Genomic DNA, 16,471 nt, shown 5'->3' with positions numbered 1-16,471 from the left:
GCCAAGGAGATTGTTAGGAAACGGAGACTGTCGATGGAACGAACCTCGTCGAAAAACATCCCCTCGATCGCCCCTGAAACCTCTGATCCTTCGCTTGACCGCCTGCTGTTCCCGGCGCTGCACTTTAGTCACCCCGATGAGGTGGTGGGCGACCGCACACTCGACATTCAGGAAAAGCGCGCCATTCTTGCCTCATGGGCATCGGATGCTTGCGCCGTCGAATCCATGCCTGCGCTGCGAAAACCACCGGGTGCTGCGAGCCCGGTGACGTTTGACGCGATCATGGATGCACTTCGCCGACTGGACGATCGTAGGTCCGAGGCAGGTTGTGACTTCAAGCAACGGCGGGCCCGAGAACGCCCGCAAAGACTTGATGCCTGAACGCGCGCGATAGGAGAAACGCATGGTCAGCAGGGAGTTCCGGCTGCAGGTGGAGGGCTACGGTCTCACCACCGCGGAGATCCACTACCACCTTCCCGATCATCCAAGCCTTCTGCAGCTCTACGTTTGGCAGGAATACGATCTCGCACCGGAATTCCCGACCCTCAAGGGGTTTCTGGATTACTGGGAGCGCGAACTCGAAGGCGCGCTGCATTCCGTGCGCGTCGCCCATCACCGCCTTATCCGGCCTTCCGAATGGCAGGCCGTCGACGGCATCCTCACAATTCAATAGCCAGGCCGAGGCCGCGTCCACCCCTTCTCCGTCATCAGGCTATTGGCCAAGACGGTTGCACCAAAGCCTCTTTGTTGATGCCGATAGCGGTGCACAGCCACAACGCTTCCACTGGATTTGAGGAAACAGACGAACGAGCCTAGCAGAGGTCGCGGCGCCATCTGGACTTCGCGCGACGGGTTCTCCTAGAAGGGAGGCTCGATCTCCGCCCAGCGTCGGTGGTCAGTGCGTCCGCTTTCCCGGGAACTGTGACCGCGCCATTTGGTGGTTGAATGCTGCAGCTTCCTCGGCAGTATCGAACGCCCTTGCAGTCACCGTACCATCATCTGACAGAATGACCGCAAGAAACGGGAATCCGTACGCTGGCGGGTTGTACACAACGTAAGCAGGCTTCGCGCTTTTCATATCCCGATTGTACTGGCCCAATGCGACTTGGCACAAGCGGCAATGGGACACACTCCTTTGTAGTTGCCCGCGTCCGATCATAAAGCTGCTGGCGGCTCGCCATCCCCCTTGAACTGAAAAGAGGTGTTTCCAATCTTTTTCCCAGGTGCCGAGCACGGCTTGCCGGACGTCGAGGCGAACAGAAGCGGATAGATCGCATGGGAACGATTTTCCTTGGAAATCCCGTTTCCGTCCTTGTTTGCCGTGGCGTTCGCCAAGCTCGCAGGCATGGGTTTGCCGGGAACTGACATCGTCGCCCACACGGCGAGGCAGGATCAGTTGCCGCTCACGGTTGAAGGGAGGTCACTAATGGAAAGTGCGACGTTCAAACAGCCGGTTTTCGTAAGAGACGACGGCTATGGTGTCCAAAAGATCGGCTGTGTCATGGATGCGATAGAGTTTCTGGAAGAATGGCCGGTTGAAAGACGCGGCCTTCTCCACGCAGCGGCGTCTGATGCATGCTGCTCCGCGTACGATGGTGGGAAGTCTGTCGAGGCAGCGAACAAGGCCTTTAGGACTTGGGCACGCAGGGTCGGTGTCATCGAGGACGTGCCCGTAGCGCCGCCGTGGATGACAGGGCCGAAGATCAGCAAGGTAGACCAACTTTTAGAAGGTGAGGGCTAAATTCACTGCGGCGGTAATCTACCGCGGCAGCATCAGAGCGGTGCGTCAACGGGAGCGGGAAGCCGAACCCATATTGTTGCCTGTTCATATAGATGCCTTCAGCACAGACAAACTACCAAGCGGATCGCGCGATTAAGCGCGTCTGCCTGAATGGCAAGCCGCCGGCGCCTCTTCAAGTTTCGTCCGGGTCCCCTTGGGCCGGATGCGCCAGGTCGCCTTCGTCGTCGGGCTCGATCAGGTCGATTAGCGCTGCCACCCGTGTGCCCGGCAGCGGTCGCCCTTGGCTCATCAGCGCCTCGTCACCAGAGGCCCAGGCCCAAGCCTCTCTCAATTCCTCGAGCGAGGCGCCGGACGCGATGATCTCCGCAATCGTCACGTTGTCCACGGGTCCGAGGACCGAGACGACGTCTTGGCGTGTCAAGGTCATCCTTTTCCTCCGTTCGAAATGCTAGCGAAGCAGATGGGTATTCGATGGAGCAGTTGCCACCAGCCATTCGAAGGCGGTCGCAAAACTGCCTTGGCGGACCCTCTTGACGCCGCGGAAGTCAATTCCCAATTCATTCTCGTCGGCCGCCACGTAAGGGGCCGATGTGTCAGGGAGCGCCCATGCTTCTTGGCGTTCCCTCGTATCTATGTTGCTCCAAGGAGGATGTAGTTATGAGAACGAACCTGGACTTTTCCCCCTTCTATCGGTCGAGCATCGGCTTTGACCGCATCTTCAACCTGCTCGAAAACGCCAGCCCACCACAGAACGCGGACAACTGGCCGCCCTACGATATCGCCAAGCTCGGCGAAGACACCTACCGCATTGTCCTTGCGGTCGCCGGTTTCGCTGAAGACGAGCTTACGATCACGCAGGAGCCAAATATGCTCGTGATCGAGGGCGCCAGGACAGAGGACGACGATGTTCAGTACCTCCATCATGGTTTGGCGTTGAGGCCGTTCACGCGCCGCTTCGAACTGGCCGATCATGTGACCATTGTCGGGGCAAAGCTCGAAAACGGTCTGCTGATCATCGACCTCAAGAAAGAAATTCCCGAGGAGATGAAGCCGCGCCGCATCGCGATCAATGTCGAGACCGACAAGAAGGCGGCGTCCAAGCGCATTGAAAGCGCGGCGGCCTGATCTTTGGCGGTCGGCCTGCAGCAGACACCCCGTCCTGTCGTGGGTGGGGTCCGGGTGCGACCTATAGAACGAGAAGGAGAAGGACAAATGAGCGTACGTGACTTGATTCCCTGGAGCCGTGGCGGCAGCCAGGCACCGAGTATTTATCGCGGTGACGACATGGATCCGTTCCTGTCGCTGCACCGCAATGTCAACCGGCTATTCGACGAAGTGTTCCGCGGTTTTGACACGCCTTCGGTTCCTGGCCGCGTGCCTCCTCTCAATGGCACTTGGCCAAGCGTGGAGTTCTCGGAAACCGATAAGGAAATCCGGGTGACGGCCGAAATCCCTGGCCTCGATGAAAACGACGTCGAGGTCATGCTGGATGATGGTGTTTTGACGCTTCGCGGCGAGAAGAAAGCAGAAACCGAGGACAAGGACCGCCAGTTCAGCGAGCGCTATTATGGGCGCTTTGAGCGGCGCTTCAGCCTCGGTCGGGAGGTTGAGGACGACCAGGTGGCGGCGACGTTCAAGAACGGTGTGCTCACCGTGACACTGCCGAAGACCAAAAAGGCGCAGGCAAACGCCAAGCGGATTGCAATCAACGGCAACAAATGACGGTCGAGAAAAGGCCGGGGCTCGATGAGCCCCGGTCCTCGCAGATAGCGAGGAACATCGAATGCCGGAGCTACTCACAGGAGCCAAACAATCGAGCCGGATCACCTCAAGGTCCTGGCAGGGCGAGGAACTCCAACTGTTTGATGGTGGTCTCAACACCCCGGCTTCGGCCCACCAATCGGCACGGATCTTTCGGCCTAGCCGTTCGGTCATGACTTCGGCGCGTGTTACGCGCCGGCCCTGGCGCCTTGAGTTCGAACGCCGAACTCCGACCGTCATCGATCATCTGATGGGCTATTGCGGCGGCGGCGACATGCTTACCCAAGTGCAGTTGGATTTTCCCAGCCGAAATTCGGCCATCGCCTTCGCTGAGCGGCACGGGCTGGATTATGTCGTACAAACTGTTCAGCCCCAGCGGCCTCGACGAAACGTTCGAACCGTTTCCGCAAAGCGGCTGCTCATCCCAGTCCCCTGCAACAGCCCAGGCGGGAGGTGAAGCACGGCAATCATAGCAGTCTTAGGGAGGCAAAAATGACAAGTCTGGCTTTTCTGGTCCCGGTCCCGGTTAGGACCAACGGTGTGATCAACGACATAACCACAGTCCGAGAGGCGCTCGTATTTTTAAACCAATGGCCGAAACCGCGGCGAGGACCGGTGTATGGTTGCGCTGTGAGGAGCTGCAACGCCGCGATCGCCGGTCAGATGACCACCGATCAGGCGCGGAAGGCATTTGTCGGGTTTGCCAGGATTGCCCGTATCCTGGCTGATTCCGATTTCCCGCTGCCGAACGAGGCCAACCCTGCAGAAAGGTCCCCAAAAGACCGCCGCTTCTCCTAAAGCAGCAGAAAGCCGGCATCGATACACTGGTTCTCCACGGGATTTCGGCTGACAATCTGTCGTTCACCTAGTTCGGGCCGCGGGCCGATGACCTGCGAATGGATATCGTAGGCGGCCCGGCCGGCGACGCGTTGCAGCTTTATTAGCAAGATGTCATTGGCCGTGTCGAAAAGCTAATATACGAGCGAAGACGAGGCCCTCGGTCTGTTGCGGACTGCGCCGCTCATTCGACATCGACATTGGCCAGCGGCCACGCGGGGCCATCGCCGGTCGCCTCCTCCTGCCGGCCAAGCTCCCGCAGCACCTGGCTCACCGAAACCCGCCAGGCAAGCCATTCGAGACGATCATGGGCGATCTGTTCAATGTACTGACCGTAAAGCTGCGGATACGCGGTCCTCAGCCAAAATCGATGCTCCGGACAAAGCGCCATCGCAGCAAACACCTTGTCGCGCCACGCGTTCCTGTCTCGGGCTCGAAAAGATCGGGCTGAATTCGCACGTTCTTCGGATCTCTCCAGGAGAAAGGCTCCAGAAGGGTATCGCAGCTCCACTTCACTTCCTGATTTTGTGTCACGGTACCCGCGCAAGGTCTTGGAGGGGCCGGCGATGTGCTCGAAATTTCATCCGGTCATCCTCACGGTGGCGCCATTGGCTTTAAGCGCCGCCATCAGCATCGGCCCGACGGAGAACTGCCCTGCCCTCGCCTTTTCGGTCAGCACCCGCAGATAACCGCCGGCCGAGTTGATATGCTGCGCCCTCTGCAGGATGCAGGCAATCACGATCGCGGCGACCTCCTGGCCCATCACATGGCAAGCCTCCTCATAGGCCGAGGGCGACACGCCAAGGTAGCCTCGCACCTGGGCCGCGGTGATCATCAAATCGCGCCAGTTTGCGATCCCGTCGGCTGCATAGTCGGCAATCTCGGGGCAGGCTTTCAGCACAAGTCCGATCGGATAGCCTTTCGGCTTCTCGTCGACTGCCCGTCTTGGTGCGACCGTCGCCCCGCTTTTCTCTAAAGCAGGTTCAAATTCAAAATTAGAGTCGGTGTTTGAATCAGATTGCTGCCGCTCAGTTTGGGACTCATTGCCGCTCGGATTCGTGAAATTCATGAAGCTTTCCAGCATGCTGTCCACTTCGTCATGGAGCACGGTCAGCTCAGCAACGATCCCTTCTAGCTCTGGCAGCCCTGCCCGCCTCGGAATCGCCTCCACGATGGCTCTGAACCGCGTCCAGATAGCTCCCCAGTCGCCAGGCGCGCTCTCGTCGATCGCGGCCTCGACTAGCTTGTGGATGTCACGGCGATGGAGCGTGATCCGCTCCCGCATCAATTTCAGCGCCCGGCTGTCGGCGCGAACCTGCTCGGCCGCGCGCTGGAACTCCTCAGCTCGCGTCAGCAGCGGCGCCAGTGAGAAGCCGAACGCTTCCATGACAGTCCCGCCCTGCCCCTTGCGAGCGAACCTTTTGCCGTTCGGACTGTCACGGCGGATGATCAGACCGCAAGTCACCAGTTCAGCCAGATTTCGGCGCAGCGTGGAATCAGCCATGCCGTGCGCCCGCATTGACAGCTGGGCGTTCGAGGGGAAGACCATCAGGCCGTTTTCCTCACTGATCTGATCGTCCGGATAGAATGACAACAGCCCGCTCAGCACGGCCAAAGCGCGGTCTCCCACGCCGATGATCGACTTGCCCTCGCAAAGCCAGCGATAGACCTGCCATTTCTCCACGACGGACCCTTGCGGGATCTCTCGTGCCGCCGCGTTCGCCTGCACCAGCGCAAGCGTCATTGGCCGCCGCCCAAAGGGCGTCGTTGCGGTATGCGTCCCCATTTCTCTTCCACCTATTGCTAGGCAAAAGAAATCAGCTCGCCAAATCGGCGCCTGGACTCTTGACAGTGATTCGTGGATTTGCGATTCTCAGACTGCTTAGATCATGAGAGAGGCTTCCACGACGGCGACGTCTGGGGGCCTTTTTCTTTTGCGGGTTGAGTGCTCCTTAGTCCGTTATCTTTTGACGGAACTCGTCATAGAGCGCTTGCAAGCGCTCCCGAACGAAGTTGGCGAATTCCGGTTCGATACGATTATCGAAGGCGAAGGTCGTCTTGGATTCGCTGTCGCTGATGCTGACCAGGCGAGAACCGTTGGGTGCTGTCCATAGCGTCCGGTCGGGCTTTTTTGCCGGAATCTTGACCATGTCGTAAACTGACTGGAAGCGCTCGTCGCTGAAGAGTGCCGCGAATTCGGGATCCTGAATTGCCTTCATTGCGCTGGCGCGCTTGGCCCCATCCTCGAGCAGATCGGCGAGCTCGGCCCATCTTTGGCGACCGAACGATTCAGCGGTGCCGATGGCCTCGATGATCTCCGCCGGCAGGCGCGCGACCAGCGCAATCATCTTTGACAGCGCTGCCTTGTCGACCCCAAGCGAGGCCATGATGATGTCGCGCGAGAAACCCTTGGCTTCCAGCTTTGCTGCGAAATAGCACCGTTCGATGTAGGAAAGGTCGCTGCGACTGTTGTTTTCCTGGCCTTGGCTGACGACGAGCTGCTCGTCGGTCAGTTCCCTGACGACCGCGCGCACCATCCGGCCGAGTTGCCGGACTGCAGCCAATCGGCGGTGTCCGTAGGCGACTTGGTAGCGAGCGCTGTCATCTGGATGCGGCCGCACCAGGATGGGCACCTGCTGTCCGTGCTCGCGTATCTGATCGACGAGGGCCGCTCGTCTTTCGTCGGTGACGCCCAGGCGATCGACCACGATAGACTGATCGATAAGGCTTGGATCGAGTTCAACAACCGCCTGCCCTTCCGACAATTTGCGCTCGATTTCCTCTGCCCGCTGGGCCCGCGAGTTTATGTTCTCCAGCGATTGCGAGATGGCGCCCACCGGCCTGCCCGGCTTCAATGGTCGATCAAGGCCCATAAGGGGCCGTACGAGCGAGGTCCTGGTGGCGTCAGGCGGTGCCTGCTCGCCGGCACCCTCGGACAGTTCTAAAAGGTTCTTGCGGGCCATGATTATTTCCGCCCCCAGGTTTTGCGGATCAGCTCCTCGATTTCGCCGTTGACAAGCGTCAGGCTCTCAAGCGCCCGGTCATAAGTCCCGCGCGTGAATTGTCCGCGTTCAACCTCATAAAGGGTCTGCTTGGTCAGTCCCGCATCGGAGATCGCGGTCGACTTGAGCATTGAATTTTCGAGAACCCGGTTGCCGAAGATCGAGCGCATGAACCCGGCCATCTGGCTTTGCGGGCCGTCGTTCGGCTCGAACCGGGTGACCAGGTAGCGCATCCAGTCATAGTCTGTGTTGCCGCCGGCGTTCTCGACGACGGTTAGCAGGTCTGAGGTCATCAGCAGAAACTGGGACATCGACATCACGTCGAGCATTTGCGGATGCACGGTGATGATGACGGCCGTGGCCGCGCACAAGGCAGACAGCGTCAGGAAGCCCAGTTGCGGCGGGCAATCAATGACCACGACATCGTATGCGGCCTCGATTTCGGCCAGACATTCGCCGAGCCTGGCAAAGAACATGGTACCCGGCTGGCGGTTGGCCAGCACCTTCGGCGTCTCGTGCTCAAATTCCATGAGCTCCAGGTTGCCCGGGACGAGATGCAGGTTGGGTGTATAGGTCGAGCGGACGATTTCCAGGATGCTTCTGCATTCCGAATCGTAGCGGATCGCGCCGTAGATGGTCTCGTTGGGCCCGACATCGAGTTCGGGCTGATGGCCGAACATGGCTGACAGGCTGGCCTGAGGATCAAGGTCGATGGCAAGCACCCGGTAACCGCGCAAGGACAGGAACTGGGCAAGGTGAGCCGCGGTGGTGGTCTTGGCGCTGCCTCCTTTGAAATTCATCACCGAGAGAATCTGGAGTTTCTCCTCTCCCCTTCGGTGACGTATGTATTTCCCCGGCGCCTTTGAGTTTGCCTCGTCGAGCACTTGGCGGAGCCGGTCGATGTCCCCTACGGAATACATCCGCCTTCCGTTCGCCTGTGGCTGCGGCCCGTGGCCTTCGGAGACGATCTGGCGCAGGTAGCCTTCATGAATGCCAATGAAATCGGCGGCCTCGCCAGGCGTGAACAAGCGAATGCCCTTCTGCGCGGTCGGTGGGAAGGTCCTCGCCTGGTGCGCCTGCAACTGCCTCGATAGTTCGGTGGCGTCCGCGGCGATGAGTTCGCGAAGGCTTTCACCCGCCGGCTTGCCGTGGCTGACCTTGTCCAACACGACTCTCTCCTGATCTGCGCATTTTAGCGAATGAGAAACGTAAATGCGCTGATCAAGATGAACTGATTCTGGACGGCCGACAAACGCTTTTTGGTTAACAGAAGGTTAACACGGCTGATCGGTGGACGAGTCTGCGGGGACTTGGAAAGGCCAAAGAATCAACGCCCGACATTACTATGTCTGCAAGGCAACTGCACGGTAGAACCGAGACACATAGCTTTTCGCAGCATCAGTCGAGGCACGCTCTTGCTGGCGGATAGCCGCGCTACAGCGGGCGCGGACACCGTGAGAGTTGGGGTGCAGTGCGTCTCGATCGGTTGTACCTGAGCAACCTGGTTTGAAGGTCGACGCTGGAGCCATTAGCGTGAGCGACACGTTCTCTGCTCACGACGTGGGTTAAGTAGGTTGCCGACAATTCGCGCGCTACGGCAGGGCCGGCCCATGGCCTGGGCGGCACTAATGCATCGGTGGCTTGGAGCCGGAACGATCCCCGTTTTCGCGATGGCGTTTGGTGGACTTGACCCAACGCACAATGTGAGTTCGCGGATTGTGGGGCGATCGAGAATTCCGCCGTATAGATCAATCACACCTGCGGGACTGACATGCGAGAGGCCCTGCTCAAGTCAAAGCCTGAGTTGTACGTGTGCAACTCATCTGGATGATGCCAAGTCCAGCCACCTCGACTTGCGCGGCCCGTGACAACTGCGCCCGCCGATTTAGCCGCGCGGGACATTGTCGGCGCGGGTGAACCGCGGAAAGCTGCAATGGTCAGCACGGCCATTGAGCAGAATGGAATACGACCTCGCTGTAGTTGTTGACCCAATGCGACGCCAGCTAGACCACTGACTCCAGTTGTCCGTGTACAACTCAATAGGCGCACTCGTTGGCCAGTCGCGGCGAGCTGCTCATCGAAGTCGCCCTGCAGCAATTCCCGCCCGGGTCCCGATCAGTGGGCCTTGCCACGATCGCTCTTGGCGATTGCCGGCAGTGCCGCAAGGCATCTGCTTAGACCGCTGCCAATGTCGCGGCCGACTTGCCCAACGGCTCGGCACCTTGGTCGGTACGGACGGCGGATCCCGCGCAAGATTGGGCCCGTGCAGCTGCTTTGCCAAGTCGCAGCACTTGGAGACAATTGCGCACCAGTCCTGATGACAGCGTATACCAGGGGGTCGACATCACGGCCTCGCTTGAACAGTTGTCTATGTGCAACTTCATCAAGCGCGCCTCGGGAAATGGACTTTGTCTCAGGCCGTCCTCCAGCCGCGCCCGCGGCTTCGCCGCAGTTGTACATGCGCAACTCCCTGTCGGCGCTGGCTGGATGTCTCTCGCGCCGATGCAGCGACGAGCGGCCCGGCAACGCCCATCGGCAGTGATCTACCAATCGTACACCGGGGCAGGCGGCAGGCTTCCAGAGCATCTCCGCTGGGTCGCCGCTGCAAAAGTCTCGGGCGAACCTCCCAAGGGCAGCACAGTTGTACGTGGACAACTTCGTAACGACTACAGTTTGCGCAGCCGCAACGTCATGTCACACTTTGGCGGTTCTTCCAAGTCGCCGCTCCCGCCCAGCTGCAGGGTCCCGGGACACTTTCTGGAAGCCATGTCAACCGTTAACCTTAACAAGGCGTAAACTGACGCGGGCCTACGGACTTCCAAAACAACGATTCGCGAGGGGTAGGGGAGGGCCGGTGGATCGAGGACCGGTGTGCTGCCCGACTTCTTCATTGGTGCCTATGCGGCTGTAGCTCAGCTGCCGCTTTTGACGCGCGATGTAAGGCGCTACCGGACGTACTTTCCGTCATTGAAACTGATTGCGCCGACCATGTGAGCCGCCACAGCGGAGGGGAGGGCCTTCTACCAGCGCCTAAAGCCCGGAGGCTTTTGTGAGGTTGACACGGAAACGGTCGCGGCGGCGCTGGTACTTGCGGGTCATCTCGGCGCTGGTATGGCCAAGTTGCTTCTGCACATAGCGCTCGTCGACTTCGGCCGAGGAGGCGAGGCCCGCGCGCAACGAATGGCCGGCAAACAGCTTTTCGCGTTCGCCTTCCGGCAGGTCGCCGCGTACGCCTGCCGCCAGCGCAGTGCGCTTGACCAGGCGCGCGACCTCCTGGTCGTTGAGCCGATCGGCGCCGACCGCCTTGCCCTGGCCGGTGACGCGCCGGAACAGCGGTCCGTGTGCGATGCGCGCGAGCTTGAGCCAGATCTGCACCGCGGCAACCGGGCAGGTGGTATCGGACGAGCCGCGCCCGACTTCGACCTCCCGCCAGCCGGTCTTGCCGCGAAGGGAAACGAGCATGCCCTTGTCGAGGATCTCGATCCAGCCGCCGCCGTCCTCGGTCTGGTCGCGGCCGATGTCCAAAGCCACGATCTCGGAGCGGCGCAGACCGCCGGCAAAACCGAGGAGCAGCATGGCGCGGTCGCGCAGGCCGCGTAAGCTTCCGCGGTCGAGCGTCTCCAGCATGGCGATCAGATCCTCTGGCAGGATCGCCTCTTTCTGCCGGGGCGGGGCGGCGTGCTTGTTGCGGATGCCGGCCATCACCGTGGCGATGTGGCGATCCTTGCGGTCCAGCGGTTGACCGCGCTGGGCGTAGTTCCACGTCAGCGAGGACAGCCGGCGTTCGATCGTCGACACGGAGTTCGTCGTCTTATCGCCAGTCGCCGTGCCGGATGCGCAAGCGGTGATGTAGAGCCCGACGACCTGCGGATCGGGCGGAAACATCTCGATGCCCTGGCGCCGGCACCAGCTGGCGAAATGCTTCCAGTCAGCGGCATAGGCGCGCCGCGTGTTGGCGGAGCTCGCCGCCTCGACATAGTCGCGAGCGCGGCCGGCAAGCGCCTCGAGATGCGCCGCCAGGCGAGGAGCAGCCGCCGCCGGAAGGGGAGGGGAAGGGGATGCCGCTGGCTCCTCTTCCGTACGCCCCATCGCCATAACCATATCGACAATGTCGGGAAGATCGCCCTCGTCAGGACTCATGATAATGTCTCAAGCCTGTGCGCATTCAATGCGTACGTTATTGCAATCGCGATCCGGCAGATGTATCTATGCTGTCCAAGCAATCTGGGAATCGAAGCCATGGCACGGGCAGCCCTTGATGATACTGATCGGATGAACATCCGGGTGAAGCCGGAGGTGAAGGCGCGCCTGTTGCGCGCCGCAGCGCTTCGCCATACCGATCTCACCAGCTTCGTCACCCAGTCCGCGCTGCGCGCAGCCGAAACCGTAATCGCCGAAGCTGACACCATAAAGGTATCAGAGCGGGATTTTGGCCGCATCCTAGAGCTTCTGGACAATCCTCCGAAGCCGAACGCCAAGTTGCGTGCGGCGGCGGCCGCGCTTCCGAAGACCCGGTGAGCCTTCCGCCCTGGCATGAGCAGGCGATCGCCCGGTCGCACGACCGGAAAGCCTTTGACTGTGGCGATGTCGAGATGAATGCCTTCTTGCAGCGCTTCGCGCGGCAAGGGCACGAGCAGAACGCGGTAAAGACGTTCTGTGCGGTACCCGACGATGCACCGGAAAAAATCCTTGGCTTCTACAGTCTGGCTCCGGCCTCGGTCGAACATCACGCGGTTCCTCCCACGATGACGAAGGGTCTGGCGCGACACGATGTGCCGGGCTTTCTGCTGGCGCGGCTTGCTGTCGACAAATCGGTGGCGGGCAGGGGGCTTGGTGGCCAGCTTCTGCTCGCAGCCGCGCTGCGCTGCATCCGCGTTACTGAGGAAGTCGGCGGTGTGCTGATGATCATCGACGCCAAAAGTAGTCGGGCCGCGAGCTGGTACGCGAGCTACGGCGCCGAGCCGCTGAACGATCGTCCAATGACGCTTGTCCTTCCGCTCAAGACTTTTGCCGAATCCTTGAAAGCCAGCGGGCACCTCTGAGGGTACGCCGTCGGCCGACGCGCAGGCGATCGAAACGTCGTCTTGCGGCCCCGTGCTGTGGCACGCTCCGCAGGGTCGCTCGGCGTGATTTTTGGGCTTCTGATCGCTGAAAACGGCCATTTCTCATATAAGAGCAAAACGAACGATAAGGCAACATTATCGTTCGTATTCTGCGGGCGACAGGTGCGGCGGTTATGTGCGAATCCCATTGCTAAAAGCGCCGTCATGAATCATCGTGTTTTCGATGATTCTGCGTCCCAAGCCCTCTCGACGCCACCACGCCTCGCTTGCCGGTGCTCCTTCGACCGCGCCGATGGCGACGGTGCCGGCCTGGCTGCGCCGGGCCATCCCGGATGCGCAAAGCCTTGCGGGCAAAGATGTTGAAGACGTCGCGCTCACTGCCGGCGCCGCCATCGGCGCGCTCGATGCGGTGGTCCGCCGGCAGGAGCGGTGGGCCGGCGCCTGGCGGCGACGCCTGGCGCTTTCGGCGGCTGCGGTCACGGCGAAGCAGGCAGGGCGCGTCGAGGATGAAGGGGCGCTGCGCGACGCCGTGCTGCTCACACGCCCGGGCGATTTTTTGTCCGTCGGCCCCGCCGGATCGATGCTGCTTGCCTGGCGCCGGCTGGTCGGCACGCCTGCCGAGAAACTGCTGACGGAGGCGAGCATCGGCGCGGTGCTGGATGACCTCGGTCTCCGCCGCGACGACGACGCAGTCGGCGAACTGGCAGATGATCTTCGACAGCTTTCCGCGAACATCGGAATGGTCGGCATGCTGACCGACGCGTTCACGGCCGCCGAAAGGTATGGCTTCGCACGAGCCTTCGGATGTTGGCTCGCCGACGCCCTGCTTGCGCAGCGGCTGGGTTGGGCCCACGCGGTGCCTCTGCTGGGCGCCGAGGTAGCCTTGGGGACAAGCGTCCGCCCGCGTCGATCGGCAGCCAGCTCCGTGGCGACAAGCATTGGGATAGATCCTGAGCGTGGGAAAGATCTGCTTGCCGCGCAGGCGCGCGCCGCGTTGCGCGCCATTGATCTTTCCGCCGAGCTCGAGCGCCGCGCGGACCGGTTGCTTGGCGTCGCGCCGAAACTTAGGGCCAAGGCAGCGGACCTCGTCGTCGGCAAGCTGCTGTCCGACGACGCGATCGTCGCTTCGGAACAGATCGCGGGTATGAGCGACCGTGGGTTACGCCGCCTGTTCGACCGTCTGGTCGAACTCGGCGCCGTCCGTGAGCTATCCGGCCGTCCGACCTTCCGCATCTACGGGCTTTGAGAGCGATGGTAGACGCGGTACGCAGTGGAAGAGGCAAAGGGCGTTCTGACAATGATCGACCAAATGATCATTTGTTCGACCGCGAATTGGATCATCTGCCGCCGGAAGCTCGGTGGCGCGAATGGATGCATCGAATCGAGGCGACCATCTTTGCAGCCAGCGAACCGGTGACACGTGAGGTGCTTGCGCGGGTCGTCGGTAAGAGCTGCAGCATTGATCTTCTCATCGACGATATCCGCGAGGAACTCCGCGGCCGGCCCTATGACCTGGTCGCCGTCGCCGGCGGCTGGAAGCACCTGACCCGACCCGCCTATGCCGACGCCATCCGCAGTGCATTTGGCACGGCCGTCGGCGGGAGCGGGCGTGCCAAAGACCTGACGCAGTCACAGGTGCTGGTGCTGATGTGCATCGCCTATTTTCAGCCGATCACGCGCGGCGAACTGTCGTCGTTCTTCGGCAAGGAGATCAGCCGCGATTTCATTGGGCATCTGCGCGGCGCCGGCTTCATCTCCTCCGGGCCGCGCAGCCCCACGCCCGGTGCGCCCTACACCTACGTGACGACAAACGAATTCCTGCTGGAGTTCGGGCTCGACACGCTGCGCGACCTGCCGGATTTCGAGGCTTTGGAGGACGCCGGCCTGCTGTCGAAGGAAAAGCTGTTGGCCGGTGCCATAGTGCCTGCCTTTTCATCCAACCATCAAACCGCTGATCTCGAGGTCGAGGATTAGCCACTTGCTGACGTAGCAGCGGCTGGCTGTTGCGTACGCTTGCGGCTAAGGCGAATTGCTACAGCAATGAGTCGCCAACGGCTCTTGGTGTGCAGGCAAATTTCGGAAATGGAAGTGACCTTCTGCTGAGATCTTTGTGTCTCAAGCATGGTGGTCCCCTCTGCTCTCACTGGCGGTTGCTGTGGGGCCGCCGCGGGAACTCGAAGCTGCCTCGCTTAGTGGACTTCGTCTTTTCGATGCCGATGATCTCGGCCAATATGGACCAGCAGGAACTTGGGGTCTCGCGGCAGCGCGCTCAATTTCGGCGGCGCCTTCAGCCCGCGCGAGATGACTGGCGAGGAGAGTTTCCAGGCCTGTGGAATTATGTAGCTTGCTTCGCTTGGACCGATTCGTGCAACACTGGCATAGGGTACTGCCAAGGGAAACCTTGTTCGCTACACTCGACAAATATTTCATGGGCTGGAACCCCGAGGAGGACGCGCTGCGCTTCGCGGCCGACCTTGTGAACGATCCGAACATGCCACATGATACCGGCGAGGTAGCCGAGCGCTATGGCTGGGCGCCACGCCGCATCAATCCCGCGCTTGCCCACCTCGTCGCACGAAAGCTCATCGTCGATTACAAAGTGACCGCCTCAGAATATGTCGCCATCCGCGTCGTAAAGACGGATGAGACCCGCCGCTTTGTTAAAAGCCGCAGCTAAGAGAAAGGATGTCAGGGTCCGGCGAGCCAGCCCCGTAGGGGCGTTGCCGTATTCGTCTTGTGGTCCCATACCATCCAAAGTGGGTTGGGCCGATCCTTGATCTCACCCCAGACGATGCGGGGATACAGGCCGAGATATTCCCAGGAGGCCCAAGTCATGTCGTTCGGATCGTCCGCGGACGGGAAAAGGGCGATTTTCGGAATACCCTTGTACCCATCTGCGACCCCGAGTTCCCAGGGCACCCACCGGCTCTCTTTGCTGTTCTTGCTGGCGAGAAGAACGAACCGCTTGGTCTGTCGAATGCGGGTCTTCAGCAATGAAGCTGTTTTCTCTGTGGTGTAAGGCGGCATCTCCGGGTCAACTTTGTCAGTGTAGACCTTTGCGCCATGGTTCTCGAGCACGATCGTGGCACCCACCACCAAGTCATCGTCCTTAGTCGAGTGCGACAGGAACGTAGCACCCTCTAGAGGCCGCTCTGATGCGCTTTTGCGGATGGTTTGCTGCTCGTTCAGAGTCTTCTGCGCGGCGAACGAGCGTAACTCCCTCTGGGTAACGAAAACCGGCATCTTCCCCCACCTTTTCCGTACCGGTTTCGCGGTTCGTTTCAGGATCGCCTGATGAACGTTGAAGCGTCAATTCTGCCGCAAGCCGACGAACATAACTCTTGCCCTCTAGACGTATCGACGGTGCCAACATGTCCGCAATGAGGAAACACTGAGCAACAACAGCTTGCCCTGTCAGACCTACAATCGGCCTATGCGTGCTTTGAGCTCGTCCCGATATGTGGCGCGCTTCGCTTCGAGCTGCTGCATGTCGATCAGGAGATGCGTCGGCGCAATCGGGAATGGAGCAGCAGCCATGACCAGCGCCTTCAGGGCGCCCTCAAGGTTTCGGAGCAACTGGACGATTTCCGCATCGGTAAACAGCTTCAAGTCGGGGTTGCGGCGGGGCGCGGCGAACCGCGCCGCCGCCTCCGCGATCCCCGACGCGACAATCCGCCAGACTTGCTGCCGGTCATCGTGGGACGCGACCGGCTTCGACCCGGGCGGCAGCGCCTGGAACGCCTTGAGCGGCGTCTCCCGCCAGGGGCAGTCTTCAAGGATCACCGGCAGGATAGCAGCGGTCCCGGCTCCTTGCGCCGCCTGCGCGTATGCCAGCTCTTTCTGCGTGGCACCGGAGGCGAGAAACGCCTTGCTGACCATGAAGACGACGACAGGCGAGGCGAGGATATCGTCGAAGATGCGCTCGAAATAGTCCTCGCCCAGCGGGATTTGGAGGTCGAAGCGAAGCTCGACCGTCGAATCGTCGAGCGCGGCGACGGCTGAGACGAGAAGGTCGAGCGACGCTTCATCGGCGCGCGCGTAGGAGACGAAGACCGGCACGGATCGCG

General features: G+C 60.8%; 20 protein-coding genes and 1 pseudogene. 13 read left to right on the top strand and 8 right to left on the bottom strand.

From position 1 onward, the window contains the following. The first annotated feature begins 33 nt into the window (after nt 1-33). The 3 genes from JG743_RS33000 to JG743_RS32990 all read left to right on the top strand — a co-directional run bounded on the left by JG743_RS33000 (nt 34) and on the right by JG743_RS32990 (nt 1,741). On the top strand, nt 34-381 hold the full coding sequence (locus JG743_RS33000) for a hypothetical protein (protein WP_199201013.1): 348 nt from the start codon (nt 34-36) through the stop codon (nt 379-381). Nucleotides 382-403: 22 nt separating this feature from the next. Next, on the top strand, nt 404-673 hold the full coding sequence (locus JG743_RS32995; protein ID WP_199201011.1) for an usg protein: 270 nt from the start codon (nt 404-406) through the stop codon (nt 671-673). A gap of 618 nt (nt 674-1,291) precedes the next feature. After that, entirely contained in the window at nt 1,292-1,741 is a 450-nt protein-coding gene (locus tag JG743_RS32990; RefSeq protein ID WP_244673265.1) for a DUF982 domain-containing protein, read from the top strand. 172 nt (nt 1,742-1,913) lie between these two features. On the opposite strand, the gene JG743_RS32985 is transcribed toward JG743_RS32990, so the two are convergent. After that, a complete protein-coding gene (locus JG743_RS32985; RefSeq protein ID WP_199201009.1) occupies nt 1,914-2,168 on the bottom strand; it encodes a hypothetical protein in 255 nt (84 codons plus the stop codon). Nucleotides 2,169-2,398: 230 nt separating this feature from the next. Here JG743_RS32985 and JG743_RS32980 point away from each other — a divergent pair, with 230 nt between their 5' ends. The 4 genes from JG743_RS32980 to JG743_RS32965 all read left to right on the top strand — a co-directional run bounded on the left by JG743_RS32980 (nt 2,399) and on the right by JG743_RS32965 (nt 4,300). Next, on the top strand, nt 2,399-2,866 hold the full coding sequence (locus JG743_RS32980; protein WP_199201008.1) for an Hsp20 family protein: 468 nt from the start codon (nt 2,399-2,401) through the stop codon (nt 2,864-2,866). Between the two features lie 87 nt (nt 2,867-2,953). Next, nucleotides 2,954-3,463 carry an Hsp20/alpha crystallin family protein gene (locus tag JG743_RS32975; protein WP_199201007.1) on the top strand — a complete coding sequence of 170 codons (510 nt, stop codon included), beginning with the start codon at nt 2,954-2,956 and terminating at the stop codon, nt 3,461-3,463. 61 nt (nt 3,464-3,524) lie between these two features. Further along, nucleotides 3,525-3,959 carry an NADH dehydrogenase ubiquinone Fe-S protein 4 gene (locus JG743_RS32970; RefSeq protein ID WP_199201006.1) on the top strand — a complete coding sequence of 145 codons (435 nt, stop codon included), beginning with the start codon at nt 3,525-3,527 and terminating at the stop codon, nt 3,957-3,959. Between the two features lie 35 nt (nt 3,960-3,994). Beyond that, a complete protein-coding gene (locus tag JG743_RS32965) occupies nt 3,995-4,300 on the top strand; it encodes a DUF982 domain-containing protein (RefSeq protein WP_199201005.1) in 306 nt (101 codons plus the stop codon). Nucleotides 4,301-4,523: 223 nt separating this feature from the next. Here JG743_RS32965 and JG743_RS34505 read toward each other — a convergent pair whose 3' ends face one another. From JG743_RS34505 to repA, 4 genes are all read right to left on the bottom strand, one after another. Continuing rightward, nucleotides 4,524-4,730: a DUF5131 domain-containing protein gene (locus tag JG743_RS34505; RefSeq protein WP_244673264.1), complete on the bottom strand. Its 207-nt coding sequence runs from the start codon at nt 4,728-4,730 to the stop codon at nt 4,524-4,526. A 189-nt stretch (nt 4,731-4,919) separates the two neighbouring features. Further along, nucleotides 4,920-6,125 carry a plasmid replication protein RepC gene (gene repC / locus JG743_RS32955; protein WP_199201004.1) on the bottom strand — a complete coding sequence of 402 codons (1,206 nt, stop codon included), beginning with the start codon at nt 6,123-6,125 and terminating at the stop codon, nt 4,920-4,922. Between the two features lie 166 nt (nt 6,126-6,291). Continuing rightward, the gene (gene repB, locus JG743_RS32950; RefSeq protein ID WP_199201003.1) at nt 6,292-7,302 is read right to left on the bottom strand and encodes a plasmid partitioning protein RepB; all 1,011 of its coding nucleotides are present in this window, start codon (nt 7,300-7,302) and stop codon (nt 6,292-6,294) included. Nucleotides 7,303-7,304: 2 nt separating this feature from the next. After that, on the bottom strand, nt 7,305-8,507 hold the full coding sequence (gene repA / locus JG743_RS32945) for a plasmid partitioning protein RepA (RefSeq protein WP_199201002.1): 1,203 nt from the start codon (nt 8,505-8,507) through the stop codon (nt 7,305-7,307). Between the two features lie 1,681 nt (nt 8,508-10,188). Here repA and JG743_RS34500 point away from each other — a divergent pair. Continuing rightward, nucleotides 10,189-10,335: pseudogene (locus JG743_RS34500) on the top strand (type II toxin-antitoxin system VapC family toxin); the annotation flags it as partial. A 36-nt stretch (nt 10,336-10,371) separates the two neighbouring features. On the opposite strand, the gene JG743_RS32940 reads toward JG743_RS34500, so the two are convergent. Then, nucleotides 10,372-11,481 (bottom strand): site-specific integrase, encoded by a 1,110-nt coding sequence (locus JG743_RS32940; protein ID WP_199201000.1) that lies wholly within the window; start codon nt 11,479-11,481, stop codon nt 10,372-10,374. A gap of 99 nt (nt 11,482-11,580) precedes the next feature. Here JG743_RS32940 and JG743_RS32935 point away from each other — a divergent pair, with 99 nt between their 5' ends. The 5 genes from JG743_RS32935 to JG743_RS32910 all read left to right on the top strand — a co-directional run bounded on the left by JG743_RS32935 (nt 11,581) and on the right by JG743_RS32910 (nt 15,081). Next, nucleotides 11,581-11,859 carry a type II toxin-antitoxin system TacA family antitoxin gene (locus JG743_RS32935; RefSeq protein WP_199201099.1) on the top strand — a complete coding sequence of 93 codons (279 nt, stop codon included), beginning with the start codon at nt 11,581-11,583 and terminating at the stop codon, nt 11,857-11,859. Next, nucleotides 11,856-12,383, top strand: a complete 528-nt coding sequence (locus tag JG743_RS32930; RefSeq protein ID WP_199200999.1) for a GNAT family N-acetyltransferase — start codon at nt 11,856-11,858, stop codon at nt 12,381-12,383. Before JG743_RS32935 ends, JG743_RS32930 begins: the two co-directional genes overlap by 4 nt. A 313-nt stretch (nt 12,384-12,696) precedes the next feature. Beyond that, nucleotides 12,697-13,650: a DUF1403 family protein gene (locus JG743_RS32925; RefSeq protein ID WP_244673263.1), complete on the top strand. Its 954-nt coding sequence runs from the start codon at nt 12,697-12,699 to the stop codon at nt 13,648-13,650. Between the two features lie 5 nt (nt 13,651-13,655). Continuing rightward, nucleotides 13,656-14,378, top strand: coding sequence for an SMC-Scp complex subunit ScpB (scpB, locus tag JG743_RS32920; protein WP_199200997.1), 723 nt, complete (start codon nt 13,656-13,658; stop codon nt 14,376-14,378). A gap of 427 nt (nt 14,379-14,805) precedes the next feature. Continuing rightward, on the top strand, nt 14,806-15,081 hold the full coding sequence (locus JG743_RS32910; protein ID WP_199200995.1) for a hypothetical protein: 276 nt from the start codon (nt 14,806-14,808) through the stop codon (nt 15,079-15,081). Nucleotides 15,082-15,092: 11 nt separating this feature from the next. Here JG743_RS32910 and JG743_RS32905 read toward each other — a convergent pair whose 3' ends face one another. Further along, the gene (locus JG743_RS32905) at nt 15,093-15,647 is read right to left on the bottom strand and encodes a toll/interleukin-1 receptor domain-containing protein (protein ID WP_199200994.1); all 555 of its coding nucleotides are present in this window, start codon (nt 15,645-15,647) and stop codon (nt 15,093-15,095) included. Nucleotides 15,648-15,824: 177 nt separating this feature from the next. After that, the gene (locus JG743_RS32900; protein WP_199200993.1) at nt 15,825-16,463 is read right to left on the bottom strand and encodes a toll/interleukin-1 receptor domain-containing protein; all 639 of its coding nucleotides are present in this window, start codon (nt 16,461-16,463) and stop codon (nt 15,825-15,827) included. Nucleotides 16,464-16,471 lie beyond the last annotated feature (8 nt).

This window comes from Mesorhizobium sp. 131-2-1 (assembly GCF_016756535.1).
GTDB lineage: Bacteria > Pseudomonadota > Alphaproteobacteria > Rhizobiales > Rhizobiaceae > Mesorhizobium.
Note: the sequence above shows the minus strand (reverse complement) of the source record. Positions and strands in the feature narration are given on the sequence as shown.